Below are 16,399 nucleotides of genomic sequence, written 5' to 3'. Positions count from 1 at the left end.
CTTTTTCCATGGGCAAATCAGAAACGGCCTTCAGAACCATCAGTGAGGTTGCCGGGGATTTGGATATTCCCCAGCATGTGCTGCGCTTTTGGGAAGGCCGCTTCAATCAGATCAAGCCGTTGAAGCGGGCAGGCGGGCGGCGCTATTACCGGCCTGAGGATGTCGAGCTGTTAAAGCGCATCCGTGACCTGCTCTATGCCCAAGGCTATACGATCAAGGGCGTGCAGAAGCTGCTGCGCGACAAGTCGGGCACGGAAGGGTTGAAGTCGTTGCCCGCTCCGTCGTCCGGTTCTGCGCCAGCGCTTGAAGCTCCGAAATCGAAAACGACCCCGGCCAATGCGGCGGCGCAGCTTTCGCTCCTGCCTGCGCCAATTGAACCTAGCGAAACCAAGCCAGAGAAACCGTCGAAAAACCTGCTGGGCGAGGTGTTGAAGGAACTGGTCGAGCTTCGGGAAATCCTGACGGCTGGAGCCAAGGTTGGCGGCGCCAAGGCTGGCTGAAAAGAACCTGCCAGCCGCTTCTCTTTTCCCTTTTCTTTGCCCGAACGCCTCAGTATAGTCCGCGCCTGCCTTGTCAAAGGCTCGGTCGGAGCGTAGCGCAGCCTGGTAGCGCACTTGACTGGGGGTCAAGGGGTCGCAGGTTCAAATCCTGTCGCTCCGACCATTTCCTCCCCCAAAATACATTCCCGCATTTTTACGCCAAGATATCGACCCGCGGCAGCGAGATCGAGCGATCGACGGTCAAGCGGCCCGAAGCGTCGTATTTTGTTCCGATGGCGCCCGACAGATTGGCCCCCGCGATATTGGCGCCGGTGAAATTGGCGCCCGTTAAATTGGCCCCGGTCAGGTCGGCGCCCGCTAGGTCGGCATTGGAAAGGTCTGCCCCCCGCAGATCGGCCCCGGCCAGATTGGCTCCCGCCAGATCGCCGCTTCTGAGATCCGCCCTGGCATAGTTGGCCCCTTGTAAATTCCGTTCTGCCGCCTCGACGCCATATAGGTCGGCCCCCCGGCTATAGGGGGTGGAGAGGGCTTTGCGCAGGAAGGCGTTGCTTTGCGTCTGGACGTCGAAGGCCGGTTGCGATTTGCGGCTGGCATCATCGCTTTCGCGCGTTTGAACGGCGAATCGGGACTTTTCGTCACTTAGGAATTTGTCGGCAAGGCGTTGAGAATTGTCTTCCTTGCGAGGCTGCGAATCAGCACGCCGCGCCTGAAAAACGGCGCTTTCATAGCCGAAACCGCTGGTCCTGACCTCGCTCACCATCTCTGTCATCCCGAGATGTTCAAAGCGGGATCTTTCTAATCCCCGTCACTTTCGAATTCGCACCCAATATATACGAAATTTTCAGCAGAGTCTCAGGCTTCAACCGCTCCCGTGATGGTCATGGCGAAATTGCCGAAGCTGGCCTTAGCCTCGCTTATCGGGTTTAAAAGCGACAATTCATCTCTTGGGCTGTTCAGAAAGCGCATTGAACCCGTTCCAGCATGGAATAATCCGGCAACTGCCCCTTCAATCACCGCCCTGGCCAAGGTTTTGGAGCCGGGCGTCGGGGACCCTAGCAAGCTAGGCGCCGCGATCAGGGCGAAAGTGGGGATGGACAGAAAACCCAGTCGCTCGCCGGGCTGGCCGGTTAAGGAAATCTCGGCCTCGGCTAGGCGGCGGTCCTTGACGGCCAGGCTGCCGCCCATTTTCGTCCCGGCCCGCAAAGGGGCGGCGGCGGGATGATCCAGCCCGTAAGAGCGTGTCATCCACACGCTGCCCAGCTTCTTGGGCCAGCCTTGCAACAAGCCGCGCACCAGCGAGATATCCTGATCGACATAGATGAAGGGGCAATATAGGGCAAGGCTTCCCGCCCGCTCTGCCTCGATCAGAACGAAGAATTCCTTATATTGGGCATAGGCCGGGTCCAGAAGTTCCCATCCGTCCGACGTCGCCTGCCAATCACAGAAATGGCCATAGGCCTGGCCAGTGGCCGCGCCAAACCCATTGGGCAGCAGGCTTTGCGCCGCTCGTTGATCCACCTTGAAAGCCAAGGACAGCACATTGCCTGCATAATGCCAGGGCGGGGCAGGCAGCAAGGCCGAATGGCCCGATGGGGTGAAGGGTGGGGTGAAGCCGTTCAGCACATTGAACTCCTGTCACGTAGGAACAATATGAATCAATGGGATTTAGGCGTAGAGTGTAGAGCATGATCGGCGCGCTGTCAGGTCTTGGTGGCTATGCCGCCTTAGGCGTTTCGCCCGTTTCCAGGCCGCCAAGCCGCCGGGGAGTGGAGGGGGCGGTTGATGCCAACGCCCCAGAATCCAGGCCAGAATCAACCACATCCAATCTTGCCAACTCCTCCCAATTGAGCGAGGAAGAGAAGCGCATTGTCGCCAAGCTCAAGCAGCGCGAAGCCGAAGTCCTGGCCCATGAACAGGCTCATAAAGCGGCGGGCGGTGCCTATGCCGGTTCCCCCAACTACACCACGACCCAAGGCCCGGATGGGCGGCGCTATATTACCGGCGGCGAAGTCAGCATCGACATATCCGCCGAGGACACGCCCGAGGAAACCATCCGCAAGATGGAGCAGATCAAGCGGGCAGCCCTGGCCCCTGGCGATCCTTCAAGCCAGGATCGGGCGGTCGCCATGCAGGCCGAAGCCATCAAGGCTCAGGCGGAATCGCAGCGCAACGACCAACGGCAAGAGAAGTTGCAAGGCGAGGATGGGGAGGCCGGGGCTGGCTTGACAACGGCGGCTGGGGCAATCGAGAATGACTCCAGGCTCCTACCCAAAGGGCCGTATAACCAAGTTTCCAAGGCCTATCGGTCTGCCGCCGTGGTGGCTGACGCATTTCAAGGGGTTGGGGTACAGGCGTGACTTTTCGATTATGTGTTGCTTTGTCGCCCCATGGTTTTGGCCATGCCGCCATGACATTGCCAATCTTGAACGATATCAAGTCTAAGCAGCCCGACATCGAACTGATACTTTACTCGAACCTGCCTAAGCGGCTCCTCAAGTCGCGACTCGACTTTGATTTCGAATATCTTGATGGCATTGATGATTTTGGACTTGTCATGAATTCGGCCACGTCGGTCGATTGCGATGCAACTGCACAGGCATATAACCTACGACATCTGGAATGGCGTCAACGACAGGAAGACGAGGCGGCACGGCTAAAATCCATCCGCCCCGATCTGGTGATCGCCAATATTCCCTATCTGACTTTGGCCGCCGCCAAGCATTTGGCCGTGCCCGCAATCGCCCTATCTAGCCTGAATTGGTACGATCTGTATCAGGCCTATCTGGGCGGGCGACCCGAAGCGCCGGGCATTCTGGAACGTATCTTGGCCTCGCACGCCGCCGCTCCAATGTTCCTCAAACTGACGCCCTGCCTGCCCATGACTGCCTTGGCAGATGTGAGCGAATTGGTCGAACTTGGACCTTCGGCCAGGATCGGCGTCAAAGATCCCGCTGGCCTGCGCAAGGGCCTGGAAATTCCCATCGGCCATAAGGTGGGGGTGGTGGCCTATGGGGGCATCGCCACCCGCTTGCCGATCGAGGACTGGCCGGTAATCGAGGGGTGGACCTGGCTGATTCCCGAAGGCTGGAATCAACGCCGGGCGGATTTTCGCTCCTTCGAGACATCGGGCATGGCCTTTCCCGATCTGTTGGCTTCAGCCGATCTGATCGTGACCAAGCCGGGTTACGGCACCTACACGGAAGCCGCCTGCAACGGCGTCGCCGTCCTGGCCCAGGACCGGCCGGACTGGCCGGAAACCCCTTATTTCGATGCATGGATGAAGGCGAATGCCCGCTATGTCAGCCTGCCAGAAACGTCAATTCTGGCCGGGGATATACAAGACCAGATTGAATATCTGACCGGGCTGAAGGCGCCTCAATGTCCCCAACCCACTGGAATTGCCCAGGCTTCTGATATCATCTTGAAAGAAATAAGAAAACTGCAAGAGCGGTTATAGACCCGCCATCTGTTTTCCAACCGGAATATCCACAGTTTCCAGACCGAAACAATGAATCTGCGGATGAAGTTATAGGTTTGTTGGTTTATTTCGATCTGGCAATTATTGGCGTTCGACCAGACGTCGGCCTTCATCGGTCAGCTTGCAGACCAGCCAGTCTGGCTTCAAGGGATTCGAGAACCAAGGTTGCGCCCAGCCGCGATCAAGACAGGATTTGATCGTGCGCTCATTATAGCGCTGACCTTCCTCATCGAACAAAGGCAGTTTGCCGCCGGGCTGCGACAGCCCGCGTTTCAGCCAGCTGATCTGAAAGTCTGTCGCCCGTTCTTTGGATGAACCCATGGATTTGCCCCCGTCCTGCCCCTAGAATATAAGCCGCGACTCGGGAGGCAAGCAAAAAGATGGACTATCGCCTGCTTTACATCACGGCCGCCGATATGGACGAGGCGGAAAGGCTGGGCAAAGGGCTGGTCGAGGCCCGCCTGTGCGCCTGCGCCAACATTCTGGGGTCAATCAAAAGTTTCTACTGGTGGCAGGGCAAGATGGAGGAGGGGGGCGAAGTGGCGCTGATCGCCAAGACCAGGGTGGACCTAGTCGATGTCGCCACCGCCTGGGTGAAATCCAATCATTCCTACAGCGTGCCCTGTGTGGTCAGCCTGCCTATCGACGGCGGAAATCCGGATTTCCTGAAGTGGATCGGCGAGGAGACGAATTCCCCCTAACCGCCATCATTCTCTCATCGCCACGGTAGCGGTGGCCATTGCGGCGATGCCTTCCTGCCTGCCGGTGAAGCCAAGGCCTTCCGTGGTGGTGGCTTTCACGCTCACTCGTCCCTGATCGATCCCTAAAATCTCGGCCAGCCGGGCGATCATGGCCGGGCGGTGCGGCCCCACCTTGGGGCGCTCGCAGATGATGGTGACGTCCACATTCACGATCCGCCCGCCCTTGGCCGCCGCCAAACTGGCGGCATGGGCCAGGAATTTGTCCGATGCCGCCCCCTTCCATTGCGGGTCCGAGGGGGGGAAATGGTGGCCAATGTCTCCGGCCCCGATGGCGCCCAACAGGGCATCGGTCAGCGCATGCAGGGCCACATCGGCGTCGGAATGGCCTTCAAGCCCGTGGGAATGGGGCACCTTCACGCCGTTCAGCCAGACATGATCGCCGCCTTCCTTGAAGCGATGCACGTCGAAACCGTTGCCAGTGCGGGCCATCATTGGACGCTCGAAGGCCTTGGACGCCAGTTCCAAGTCGCGCTTGGTGGTGATCTTGACATTGTTCACGCAGCCTTCGGTCAACGCCACCGCCAAGCCGTGGGCTTCCAGCACAGCGGCATCGTCGGTCAGTTCCTGACCAGCCATCGCCCGATGGGCGGCCAGAATGTCTTTGTAGCGAAAGGCTTGCGGAGTTTGGGCGCGCCACAGATTGGCCCGGTCCTGGGTGCCCGCGATCATGCCCGCCTCGGCGCGCTTCAATGTGTCGGCGACCGGAATGGCGGGAATCGCCCCGGCATGATCCTTCAGGGCGGCGATGGCCCTGGAGATCACGCCTGCCTCGACGAAAGGTCTGGCCCCGTCATGGATCAGAACATAATCGGGCGGATTGTCTTGCAGGCTTTCCAGCCCCAGGCGCACCGAATCTTGGCGGGCCGCGCCGCCGGGAACGGGGTCAAGCAGACGCAACCCCCTGGCGGCCAAGTCGTAAAGCAGCCTGTCATCGGGGTGAATGACGGCGCGCACGCCCGTAATCTCGGGATGGGTGGCAAAGGCGGCCAGTGAATGGGACAGCACCATGCGCCCCCCCAGTTCCAGATATTGCTTGGGCAATTCGGCGCCGAAACGGTGCCCGCGCCCAGCCGCCACGATTAGGGCCACACAAGAAGCCATGGATGACAATCCCCTCAATTTTCCAGGCGCATACCATAGACCAGCCAGCACGGCATCGCTATAGTGCGCCCATGCTGAATTTATCGTCTTTCGACTCTTTGGCCGCGCTGGCCTGTCTGATGCCCGCCCTTCTGCTGGGCTGGATACGTCCAGCCAAACGCGACGGCGCTTTCTGGGCCGCCATCTCGCTGGCTATCTTCGGCCCGGCTTCGGCCACTGCCTTCAACATTCTGGAAGGCTGGCATACCGGCCTGTCCGCCGCCATCTGGGCCAGCATTACGGTTACGCTGGGTGTTTTCATGGGCCTTAGCTTTTGGTCGCGCCAGACCTGGCGGCTGATGCCGTTGCTGATGCCCTATCTGTCCTTGCTGGGTCTGATCGCCGCCATTTGGAGCCAAGCGCCCGAGCGCCCCCTGATCGGCACCGCGCCTTCTGGCTGGATCGCTTTGCATATTCTGGTTTCCGTCGCCACCTATGCGCTGGCGACCCTGGCCGCCGTGGCGGCGTTGGGCGCCTTCTTGCAGGAACGCTCCTTGAAGCGCAAGCAGCCCACCGTCTTGACCAGGGCCTTGCCCGCCATGGCCGAAAGCGAAGGGCTGACATTCTCTCTGCTGTTGGGGGCCGAGGCCGTGCTGGGGGTTGGAGTGATTTCCGGTTTTCTGCTCAATCTGCTCGAGCGCGGCCAGTGGCTCCATATGGATCACAAGACTCTTTTGTCGCTGCTGGCTTTTTTGGTGATCGCAGCGCTTCTGGCCGCCCATCACCGCATCGGCATTCGCGGACGACACGCTACCCGCTTGGTTTTGGTGGCTTATTTGCTTCTGACCCTGGCCTATCCGGGCGTTAAATTCGTCACCGATGTGCTCATTTCCAGTCCTGCCTAAAGTTTAGACTTATTCAAGCCCATTCGGAGCTTGCCAAACAGGCACCCTGCATAATATTGATGCAGGCCTGGAGTCTTACCTAAATATGACATTAACGATTGGTTCAATCCGTCTGGACAATTCTGTCGTCCTGGCCCCCATGGCCGGGGTGAGCGATGCGCCGTTCCGGCGTTTGGCCAGGCGCTTTGGCGCGGGCTTAACCGTTTCCGAGATGATCGCCAGCAAGGCGATGGTGCGCGCCCACGCCAAAACCTTGCGCATGTCCAGCCCCCTGGATCAGGAAGGCCCGCAAGCCGTTCAGATCGTTGGCTGCGAGGCGGATGTGATGGCGGATGCGGCGCGCATGAACGCCGATCGCGGCGCTTCGATCATCGACATCAACATGGGCTGTCCGGCCAAGAAGATTATTCGCGGCGAAGCGGGGGCGGCCCTGATGAAGGACGAGCTTTTGGCTGGCCGCATCATGGAGGCGGTGGTCAGGGCGGTTGACGTTCCCGTTACCGTCAAGATGCGCCTGGGCTGGGATGAGGGCAGCGTCAACGCCGCCCGTCTGGCCAAGATCGCCGAAGAAAGCGGCGTGGCGATGGTGACGGTGCATGGCCGCACCCGCGCCCAATTTTACGGCGGGCAGGCAGATTATGAACGCATCGGCGAGGTCAAGCGCGCCGTGACCATTCCGGTAATCGCCAATGGCGACGTGACCAGCCTGGACAAGGCCCGCGAAATCCTTGACCGTTCGGGAGCAGATGGTGTGATGATTGGGCGAGGGGCCTATGGTCGGCCTTGGTTTCCTGGTCTGGCGGCGCATTTCCTGGCGACCGGCGAGAAAAAAGACGAACCCGATGCCGCCGGACGCTTGGCCGTTCTGTTGGACCATGTCAACGACATGCTTGACCATTATGGGGAAAGTACCGGCGTTCCCATCGCCAGAAAACATATCGCTTGGTATTCGAAGGGCCTTCCCGGTTCGGCGGAATTCCGCAGCCAGTTGATGCGACTTGGCGAAGCCAAGCAGGTGCGGGAACGTTTGCTTGATTTCTGGCGCCAAGCCAGTGACCGGCTGGCCGCCTGATGAAATTCAACCAGGCCCGCAAGCGCGCCTTGCCCGCGCAAACGCCCCTGGATGCCCAGGCTGTTCTGAACGCGCTGTCGATGGCCATCATGGTGGTCGATGGCCAGGGCGCCATCCGGCATTTGAACGCGGCGGCCGAGCAATTGTTCGAATCCTCGCTGGGGCACCTGGAAGGCATGCCGCTGACCGAGCTGATCCCCGAGGATAGCCCCCTATTTTCCCTTATTCATCAAGCACGTACAGATGATTGTCCGGTGTCGGAATACGGCGTCAATCTCGATACGCTGCGCACGGGTCCACGGACGGTGACCATCCAGGTCGCCCCGGTCGCCGAAGAGCCGGGTTCGATCGCCATCGCCTTGCACGAACATTCCATCGCCATGAAGATCGGCCGCCAGATGATTCACCGCAACGCGGCCCGTTCGGTCACCGCCATGTCGGCCATGCTGGCCCATGAAGTGAAGAATCCCTTGTCGGGCATCCGCGGCGCCGCCCAGTTGCTGGAGCAGAACGCCAGCGAGGACGACCGGGTGCTGACGCATCTGATCTGCGACGAAACGGATCGCATCTGTCAACTTGTCGACCGCATGGAAGTGTTCTCGGACAAGCGTCCCCTGGAGCGCGAGCCGGTGAACATCCACCGCGTGCTTGAACATGTGCGCAGGCTGGCCGAGAACGGTTTCGGGCAGAAAGTGCGCTTCATAGAGGCCTATGATCCGTCGCTGCCCATGGTGCTGGGCAACCGCGACCAACTGATCCAGGTCTTTCTCAATCTGGTCAAGAATGCCGCTGAAGCCTGCCCCCCCGAAGGCGGCGAGGTGGCGCTGTCCACCGCTTATCAGCATGGCGTGCGCTTGGCCGTGCCGGGCAGCGACAGCCGCGTGCATCTGCCGCTGGTCGTTTCCGTGCAGGACAACGGCAACGGTATCCCCGAGGATCTGGGGCCGCATCTGTTCGATCCTTTCGTCACCACCAAACCCAAGGGCAGTGGATTGGGGCTGGCCATGGTCGCCAAGATCATTGACGACCACGGCGGCATCGTCGAATTCGACAGCCAGCCCAGACGCACGGTCTTTCGCGTCTATCTCCCCATGGTCTCGAACGAGTCCGGAGCCGATATCTGATGAGTCTTCCCGCTACCATTCTGATCGCCGATGACGACAGGAGCATCCGCACCGTTCTGACACAGGCCCTGAACCGGGCAGGATACGAGGTGCGCACCACCGGCAACGCCGCCACGCTGTGGCGTTGGGTCGCCGACGGCGAAGGCGATCTGGTGATTACCGACGTGGTGATGCCCGACGAAAACGGGCTGGACCTGATTCCACGCATCAAGAAGATCAGGCCTGATCTGCGCATCGTCGTCATGAGCGCGCAAAGCACCTTGCTGACGGCGGTCAAGGCCACGCAACGCGGCGCCTTCGAATATCTGCCCAAGCCCTTCGACCTGAAAGAAGTGGTCAATATCGTGGGCCGGGCGCTGGCGGCGCCCAAGGCCGATCCCTCCTTCGATTCCAGCCCCGACGGCGAGGAATCCCTGCCCCTGATCGGCCGCTCGGCGGCCATGCAGGAAATCTATCGTGTTCTGGCTCGCCTGATGACGACCGATCTGACGGTGATGATTACCGGTGAATCCGGCACCGGCAAGGAGCTGGTTGCCCGCGCCCTGCACGATTATGGCAAGCGCAGGAATGGCCCCTTCGTCGCCATCAATATGGCGGCCATCCCGCGCGAACTGATCGAAAGCGAATTGTTCGGCCATGAAAAGGGGTCGTTCACCGGCGCCACCAACCGGTTGGTCGGTCGTTTCGAACAGGCCGAGGGCGGTACCTTGTTCCTGGACGAAATCGGCGACATGCCGCCCGAGGCGCAAACCCGCCTGCTGCGGGTGCTTCAAGAGGGCGAATACACATCGGTCGGCGGGCGCGTGCCCATCCGGGCCAATGTGCGCATCATCGCGGCCACTCACCGCGACCTGACTCAACTGATCCGCCAAGGACTGTTCCGCGAGGATTTGTTCTACCGGCTGAACGTGGTGCCCATCCGCCTGCCGCCGCTTCGCGAGCGCACCGAGGACATCCCCGAACTGGCCCGCCATTTTCTGGGTCAGGCGGCCAATGAAGGATTGGCCCCCAAAACCATCTCGCCGGATGCGTTGGAGCGCCTAAGACGCCATCGTTGGGCGGGCAATATCCGCGAGCTTGAAAATCTGATGCGCAGGCTGGCGGCTCTCTATTCGCAGGAAGTCATCGGACTGGATGTGATCGAGTCGGAACTGACCGACACCAGCCAGGGCATGAAACCCTCGCATGGCGAAAACCGGGAAAGCCTGTCGGAAACCGTTGACCGCCATCTGCGCGACTATTTCTCGGCCCATGGCGACGCGCTGCCGCCGACCGGCATCTATGACCGGATTCTGCAGGAAGTCGAACGCCCCCTGATCGGCATCACCTTGGAAGCCACCAGGGGCAATCAGATCAAGGCGGCCCAGCTTCTGGGGTTGAACCGCAACACCTTGCGCAAGAAAATACGCGAGTTGGACATTCAGGTGCTGCGTGGATTAAAGTAGGCGCGGCCTTCCTCAAGACGGGACAAAAGATGTCCAATTCTGTTTCCCCCCTCATCCTTCGAGACGCTGCGCTCCTCAGGATGAGGGCAGATATTTCATCTCACCCTGAGGAGGCCGCCCCGGCGGCCGTCTCGAAGGGTGAGAGAGCGACTGCCGCATAATGCCCAGAATCTTCCGGCACCCGACTTGGATCGCGCTTTTGATATGGGCAAGGCGCGTCGATTTGGGACGCAAACTGGCGATCGCCCTGACCATTGCGGCGCTGGCCTCGAGTGCTGCCACCATCGCGGTTCTGAACGGCGCCTCGTCGATCACCCCCGATCCGATGACGGTGGCGGTTCTGCTGGCCGTCGATCTGATCTTGGTGATGGCCCTGGCCATCGTGGTCACGCGCAGGCTGATCCAGGTGTGGGGCGAGGGCAGGCGAGGCGGCGCCGGATCGCGCCTGCATTTCCGTCTGGTCATGCTGTTCGGTCTGGTGGCTTTGATTCCCGCCGCCCTGATGGCCGTTTTTTCGGTGCTCTATTTCAGTATCGCCCTGGAAAGCTGGTTCAACCCCCGCGTCAAGACGGCGATCCTGGAATCGAGGGCGGTGGCCAGCGCCTACCTGAAGGAGCACCACGCCCTTCTGGCCAGCGACATCGTGGGCCTGGCCGAACAGATCAACAGCGAAGGGCCGAAACTGGCCGTCAGCCCGGATATCTTGGTGCAAATTCTTCGAACGCAAAGCACGCAGAAAGGGTTCTCCGAACTGGTGATCTTTCAAGGCAATGGTCGGTTGGTGGCGCGTGGTGGATTCTCCTATTCCATGCAGTTCAGCCAGATTCCCCTGGTGGCGATGGAACGGGCCAGACGCGGCGAAGTGGTCATGCTGACGGGCGATTCCGAGGATCGGGTGCGCGCCATGGTCTCTCTGTCCGCCATTCCCGATGGTTTTTTGTATATCGGACGCTTTGTCGATCCCAAGGTCATCAATCATATGCTGCGCACCAACGAGGCCGCTGCCGAATATGAAAAGGCCGAGGGCAGGCGTTCTGGGATAGAAATTAGCTTCTCGGCCATTTTCGCCGTGGTGACGCTGTTGTTGTTCCTGTCGGCCATCTGGGTGGGATTGGCGCTGGCCAATCAGCTGGTGCGCCCCATCGCCGCCCTGATCGAAGCCGCTGATCGCGTGCGCGAAGGCAATCTGGAGGCCAAGGTCGACGAAACCCTGGCCGGGCGCGAATTGGGGTCCTTGGCGCGCGCCTTCAACCGCATGACCAGTCAGCTTGACGGCCAGCGCAAGGAACTGATCGAAACGAATCAAGCCCTGGATGAGCGGCGCCGTTTCACCGAGACCATTTTGTCGGGCGTGTCGGCTGGCGTCATCGGCCTGGATTCTCAGTCCAGAATCAACTTGCCCAACCGCCCGGCCAGCGATTTGCTGGGGTGCGAATTGGAATCGGCCCTGGGCCAACCCCTGGCTGACGTCGTTCCTGAAATGGCCGATCTGCTGGCCCAAAGCCAGCGCAGGCCGGAACGGATCACCCAGGGCGAAATCCGTCTTGAGCGCAAGGGCAATGCCCGAACCTTGCTGGTCCGGGTTGCCGTGGAACGGCTGGTTGATCGGATCGAGGGCTATGTCGTGACCTTCGACGACATCACCGAATTGCTGTCGGCCCAACGCATGGCCGCCTGGGCCGACGTTGCCAGACGCATCGCGCATGAAATCAAGAATCCGCTGACGCCCATCCAATTGTCGGCCGAACGCTTGAAGCGCAAGTACCTGAAGGAAATTCAGACCGAACCCGAAATCTTTTCGACCTGCGTCGAAACCATCGTGCGTCAGGTGGGCGATATCGGGCGCATGGTTGACGAATTCTCGGATTTCGCCCGCATGCCGGCACCCGTCGTGCGCAACGAGAATTTGGCGGAAGTGGTGGGACAGGCCATGTTCCTGCAACGCCAAGCCCATACGGCCATCAAGTACGAGATGAAAATGCCCCCTGGCGAGGAAACGCGCTGCCTGTTCGCCTGCGATGGCCGCCAGATCAACCGCGCCCTGATCAATCTGTTGAAGAATGCCGCCGAATCGATCGAAGGGCGCGAAGGCGATGAACTGGAACCCGGCTGGATCGAGCTTCAAGTGTCCAGGAACGAGCCGAACGGCGGGCTTTCCATCAGGATTGAGGACAATGGCAAGGGCTTGCCCAAGGAAGAACGCCATCGCCTGACCGAGCCATATGTTACAACCCGCGCCAAGGGAACCGGGTTAGGGCTTGCCATCGTCAAGAAAATCATGGAAGACCATGGAGGCGAATTGAGGCTGGAGGACCGGGATGGGCCGGGTGCGCGCACCTTGTTGATCTTCCCCCGCCGCGAAGTCGCCGCAACCGTCACGAACGAACGCCATGGCGCATGACATTCTGATCGTCGATGACGAGGCCGATATCCGGTCTCTGGTCGTCGGTATCCTTGAAGACGAAGGCTATTCCTGCCGGGAGGCGGGAACGGATCAGGCGGCGCTTGCCGCCATCGCCGCCAGACGTCCCAGCCTTGTCTTGCAAGACATCTGGCTTCAGGGCAGCAAGCTGGATGGGCTTGGCATTCTGGCCCTGATCAAGCAGGACCATCCCGACGTTCCCGTCGTCATGATGAGCGGTCACGGTACCATCGAAACAGCGGTGGCTGCTATCAAGGAAGGCGCTTACGACTTCATCGAAAAGCCCTTCCAGACCGACCGCATGCTGCTGGTGGTGGAACGCGCCATCGAACAGGCCAGGCTCAAGCGCGAACTGTTCGACCTTAAGAACCGCTCTGGCGGCGCCATGGAACTGGTGGGCAACACCAGCGCCATGAATCAGCTACGCCAGTCGGTCGAGAAGGTAGCCCCCACCGGATCGCGCGTGCTGATTTCAGGCCCTCCCGGCTCGGGCAAGGAAGTGGTCGCCAGATTGCTGCACGCCAAATCGAAGCGCGCCGAAGGCCCCTTCGTGGTGTTGAATTGCGCCGCCCTCAATCCCGAGCGCATGGAAATCGAACTGTTCGGCACCGAACAGGGCATGTCGGAAGGGTCGGGGCGCAAGATCGGCCTGTTGGAACAAGCGCATACCGGCACTTTGATGCTGGACGAAGTGGCCGACATGCCCCTGGAAACCCAGGGCAAGATCGTGCGCGTGCTGCAAGACCAGACATTCGAGAGGGTGGGCGGCGGCACCCGGGTCGAGGTGGATGTGCGGGTGATCGCCTCAAGCAACCGCGAACTTCAAGAACAGATCGCCGCCGGCCGTTTTCGCGAGGACTTGTTCTATCGCCTGAACGTCGTGCCGGTCAAAGTGCCCAGCTTGAAGGATTGCCGGGAAGACATTCCCCAAATCGCCCAGCATTTCATGGACCGCGCCGCGCGCACGGCGGGCGTGATCGCCCGCCAGCTTGGCGAGGATGCCCAGGTCGTCCTTAAAACCTACGACTGGCCGGGAAACGCCCGCCAGTTGCGCAATGTGATGGAATGGCTGTTGATCATGAGTCCCGGCGATGCGCGCGAGCCGATCTCGGCCCCCATGCTGCCGCCCGATCTGTCGTCGGCGACGCCCGCCGTTCTCAAATGGGACAAGTCGAGCGAACTGATGAGCCTGCCGCTTCGCGAGGCGCGCGAACTGTTCGAACGCGAATATCTGGCCACCCAGGTAGCGCGTTTCAACGGCAATATTTCGCGCACCTCCGCCTTCGTGGGGATGGAACGTTCAGCATTGCACCGCAAGCTGAAGTCCCTGGGCATCGGCTCGAGCGAAGACTAGGCATGAAAGACCCATCGTCATGAAAGTCATCATCTGCGGCGCCGGACAGGTTGGGTTCAACATCGCCCGCTATCTGGCCAGCGAAGGCAACGAAATCACGGTCATCGACCAGCGGGCCGACTTGGTGCGCAAGATCTCCGACTCGCTCGACGTGCAGGCCATTCTGGGACACGCCTCGCATCCCGACGTTCTGGATCAGGCCGGGGCCAGCGACGCCGAAATGATCATCGCCGTCACCGCCGCCGACGAGGTGAACATGATCGCCTGCCAGGTGGCGCATTCGCTGTTCAACGTGCCGACCAAGATCGCCCGCGTGCGCCATCAGGGCTATCTGCATCCGATGTGGTCGAACCTTTTTTCCAGCGAGCATCTCCCCATCGACGTCATCATCTCGCCCGAGATCGAGGTGGCCAGGGCCGTCATTCGCCGCCTGCAGGTGCCGGGCGCCATGGACGTCATTCCGCTGGCGGGCGACAAAGTGCGCCTGATCGGCGTGCGCTGCACCGAAAACACGCCGCTGGTCCACACGCCCTTGCGCCAACTGACTAAGCTGTTTCCCGATCTCAATCTGGTCATCGTGGGCATCGTACGCCAGGACAAGGCCATCGTTCCCACGCCGGAAGACCAGATGCTGCCCGGCGACGAAGTCTATTTCGTGATCGACAAGCAGCATGTCGAACGCGGCATGGTCGCTTTCGGCCATGAGGAAACGGAAGCCAGACGCATCTGCATCCTGGGCGGCGGCAATATCGGCTTGTTCCTGGCCCAGCAGATCGAGGAACAGCATGCGGGCATGTGGGTGCGCCTGATCGAAAGCAATCGCGAGCGGGCGGAATATGTCGCCAAGCAGTTGAACCGCGCCGTGGTGCTGCATGGCGACGCGCTGGACCCCGACATGCTGAAGGAAGCCAATGTCGAAATGGCCGAAACCGTGGTCGCGGTCACCAACGACGACGAAACCAACATCCTGGCAACGTTGTTGGCCAAGCGTTATGGGGCCAAGCGCACCATGGCGCTGATCAACAAGACCTCCTACAACCCGCTGGTGGGGCCTTTGGGGATCGACGTCGTGGTCAGCCCCCGGGCCATCACGGTTTCCAACGTGCTGCAGCATGTGCGCAAGGGGCGCATCCATGCGGTGCATTCGCTGCATGAAGGTTTTGGCGAATTGATCGAGGCCGACGCCTTGGAGACATCGCCTTTGGTCGGCAAGCCATTGAAAGACATAAAACTTCCGCCTGGAGTGTTGATCGGCGCCGTGGTGCGGGCAGGCAGCGTGATCAGCCCCAGGGGATCAACGGTCATGCAGGCCAAGGACCGCATCATCTTGTTCGCCGCCGCCAGCGCCGTGAAGAAGATCGAAAAAATGTTCTCGGTACGCCTGGAGTTCTTCTGACATGTCTCGTTACGCCTATGTGAACGGCCAGTATCTTCCCTTAAGCGTGGCTGGCGTGCATGTCGAGGACCGGGGCTATCAGTTCGCCGACGGCATCTACGAGGTGATCGCCGTGCATCAAGGCCGTCTGGCCGACGAGGAGGCGCATCTTGCCCGCCTGGACCGCTCGCTCAAGGAAATTGGCCTAGCTTGGCCGGTAACGAAGCGCGCTCTCAAACACATCATGCGGCGCGTGATCGCCATCAATTTGTTGAAGAACGGCATGCTGTATTTGCAGGTCACAAGGGGCGTCTCCAGACGCGATCACGCTTTTCCTAAAGCAGACGTAGCGCCAGCGCTGGTGGTGACCGCCAAGACATTGAAACCCACCTCGCAAGAGGTGCTGGACAAGGGCGTATCCGTCGTCACCATGCCCGATTTGCGCTGGAAGCGTTGCGACATCAAGTCGGTGGCTTTGTTGCCCAACATCCTGGCCAAGCAGGCCGCCAAGGAAAAAGGCGCCTATGAGGCATGGTTGCTGGACGACAAGGGTTTCGTCACCGAAGGTTCGTCCACCAATGCTTGGATCGTCACCGCCAAGGGCGAAATCGTCACGCGGCCCTTGGGCACACCCATTCTGGCGGGCGTTACGCGCCGCGCCATTCTGGCCCTCGCCAAGGACGCCAAGCTGAAACTGGTGGAACGCGCTTTCAAACCCGCCGAGGCGTTGAAAGCCAAGGAAGCCTTTTTGACCAGCACCACCAGCTGGGCGCTGCCGATCACCAAGATCGACGGCAAGCCGGTGGGCGACGGCAAACCCGGCCCCATCACGCTTCGCCTACGCCAGCTTTACGCCCAGGCGTTGGAGAAGGGGCTGTAGCCG

Annotated in this window: 16 protein-coding genes and 1 tRNA gene; 13 read left to right on the top strand and 4 right to left on the bottom strand. The window is 60.5% G+C overall.

Annotation, left to right across the window (positions count from 1 at the left end):
* Positions 1 to 8: 8 nt before the first annotated feature.
* Positions 9 to 500, top strand: a complete 492-nt coding sequence (locus HQL44_01155) for a MerR family transcriptional regulator (GenBank protein MBF0267175.1) — start codon at positions 9 to 11, stop codon at positions 498 to 500.
* Between the two features lie 86 nt (positions 501 to 586).
* Positions 587 to 663 (top strand) — tRNA-Pro (locus tag HQL44_01150).
* A 30-nt stretch (positions 664 to 693) separates the two neighbouring features.
* On the opposite strand, the gene HQL44_01145 is transcribed toward HQL44_01150, so the two are convergent.
* Entirely contained in the window at positions 694 to 1,269 is a 576-nt protein-coding gene (locus tag HQL44_01145) for a pentapeptide repeat-containing protein (GenBank protein ID MBF0267174.1), read from the bottom strand.
* Positions 1,270 to 1,352: 83 nt separating this feature from the next.
* Complete coding sequence (locus HQL44_01140; protein ID MBF0267173.1) at positions 1,353 to 2,123, bottom strand: acetoacetate decarboxylase family protein; 771 nt, start codon at positions 2,121 to 2,123, stop codon at positions 1,353 to 1,355.
* Positions 2,124 to 2,185: 62 nt separating this feature from the next.
* Here HQL44_01140 and HQL44_01135 point away from each other — a divergent pair, with 62 nt between their 5' ends.
* Both HQL44_01135 and HQL44_01130 read left to right on the top strand, forming a co-directional pair.
* Entirely contained in the window at positions 2,186 to 2,857 is a 672-nt protein-coding gene (locus HQL44_01135; protein ID MBF0267172.1) for a hypothetical protein, read from the top strand.
* Between the two features lie 50 nt (positions 2,858 to 2,907).
* Positions 2,908 to 3,957, top strand: a complete 1,050-nt coding sequence (locus HQL44_01130; GenBank protein ID MBF0267171.1) for a hypothetical protein — start codon at positions 2,908 to 2,910, stop codon at positions 3,955 to 3,957.
* A 102-nt stretch (positions 3,958 to 4,059) separates the two neighbouring features.
* On the opposite strand, the gene HQL44_01125 is transcribed toward HQL44_01130, so the two are convergent.
* Positions 4,060 to 4,299 (bottom strand): hypothetical protein, encoded by a 240-nt coding sequence (locus HQL44_01125; GenBank protein MBF0267170.1) that lies wholly within the window; start codon positions 4,297 to 4,299, stop codon positions 4,060 to 4,062.
* Positions 4,300 to 4,358: 59 nt separating this feature from the next.
* Here HQL44_01125 and HQL44_01120 point away from each other — a divergent pair, with 59 nt between their 5' ends.
* Entirely contained in the window at positions 4,359 to 4,679 is a 321-nt protein-coding gene (locus tag HQL44_01120) for a divalent-cation tolerance protein CutA (protein ID MBF0267169.1), read from the top strand.
* A gap of 6 nt (positions 4,680 to 4,685) precedes the next feature.
* Here HQL44_01120 and HQL44_01115 read toward each other — a convergent pair whose 3' ends face one another.
* Positions 4,686 to 5,840, bottom strand: coding sequence for a bifunctional 2-C-methyl-D-erythritol 4-phosphate cytidylyltransferase/2-C-methyl-D-erythritol 2,4-cyclodiphosphate synthase (locus tag HQL44_01115; protein MBF0267168.1), 1,155 nt, complete (start codon positions 5,838 to 5,840; stop codon positions 4,686 to 4,688).
* A gap of 71 nt (positions 5,841 to 5,911) precedes the next feature.
* Between HQL44_01115 and ccsA the strand changes: the two genes are divergently transcribed.
* The 8 genes from ccsA to HQL44_01075 all read left to right on the top strand — a co-directional run bounded on the left by ccsA (position 5,912) and on the right by HQL44_01075 (position 16,396).
* Positions 5,912 to 6,724, top strand: a complete 813-nt coding sequence (gene ccsA / locus HQL44_01110) for a cytochrome c biogenesis protein CcsA (GenBank protein MBF0267167.1) — start codon at positions 5,912 to 5,914, stop codon at positions 6,722 to 6,724.
* A gap of 85 nt (positions 6,725 to 6,809) precedes the next feature.
* On the top strand, positions 6,810 to 7,796 hold the full coding sequence (dusB, locus tag HQL44_01105) for a tRNA dihydrouridine synthase DusB (protein MBF0267166.1): 987 nt from the start codon (positions 6,810 to 6,812) through the stop codon (positions 7,794 to 7,796).
* Positions 7,796 to 8,920 carry a PAS domain-containing protein gene (locus HQL44_01100; GenBank protein ID MBF0267165.1) on the top strand — a complete coding sequence of 375 codons (1,125 nt, stop codon included), beginning with the start codon at positions 7,796 to 7,798 and terminating at the stop codon, positions 8,918 to 8,920. Before dusB ends, HQL44_01100 begins: the two co-directional genes overlap by 1 nt.
* Positions 8,920 to 10,365, top strand: coding sequence for a nitrogen regulation protein NR(I) (ntrC, locus tag HQL44_01095; GenBank protein ID MBF0267164.1), 1,446 nt, complete (start codon positions 8,920 to 8,922; stop codon positions 10,363 to 10,365). Before HQL44_01100 ends, ntrC begins: the two co-directional genes overlap by 1 nt.
* A 160-nt stretch (positions 10,366 to 10,525) precedes the next feature.
* Complete coding sequence (locus tag HQL44_01090) at positions 10,526 to 12,766, top strand: PAS domain-containing sensor histidine kinase (protein ID MBF0267163.1); 2,241 nt, start codon at positions 10,526 to 10,528, stop codon at positions 12,764 to 12,766.
* Complete coding sequence (locus HQL44_01085) at positions 12,756 to 14,141, top strand: sigma-54-dependent Fis family transcriptional regulator (protein ID MBF0267162.1); 1,386 nt, start codon at positions 12,756 to 12,758, stop codon at positions 14,139 to 14,141. Before HQL44_01090 ends, HQL44_01085 begins: the two co-directional genes overlap by 11 nt.
* A gap of 19 nt (positions 14,142 to 14,160) precedes the next feature.
* A complete protein-coding gene (gene trkA / locus HQL44_01080) occupies positions 14,161 to 15,537 on the top strand; it encodes a Trk system potassium transporter TrkA (GenBank protein ID MBF0267161.1) in 1,377 nt (458 codons plus the stop codon).
* Position 15,538: 1 nt separating this feature from the next.
* Positions 15,539 to 16,396, top strand: a complete 858-nt coding sequence (locus HQL44_01075) for a D-amino-acid transaminase (protein ID MBF0267160.1) — start codon at positions 15,539 to 15,541, stop codon at positions 16,394 to 16,396.
* Positions 16,397 to 16,399 lie beyond the last annotated feature (3 nt).

This window comes from Alphaproteobacteria bacterium, from assembly GCA_015231795.1.
Classification (GTDB): Bacteria; Pseudomonadota; Alphaproteobacteria; order Rhodospirillales; family WMHbin7; genus WMHbin7.
Note: the sequence above shows the minus strand (reverse complement) of the source record. Positions and strands in the feature narration are given on the sequence as shown.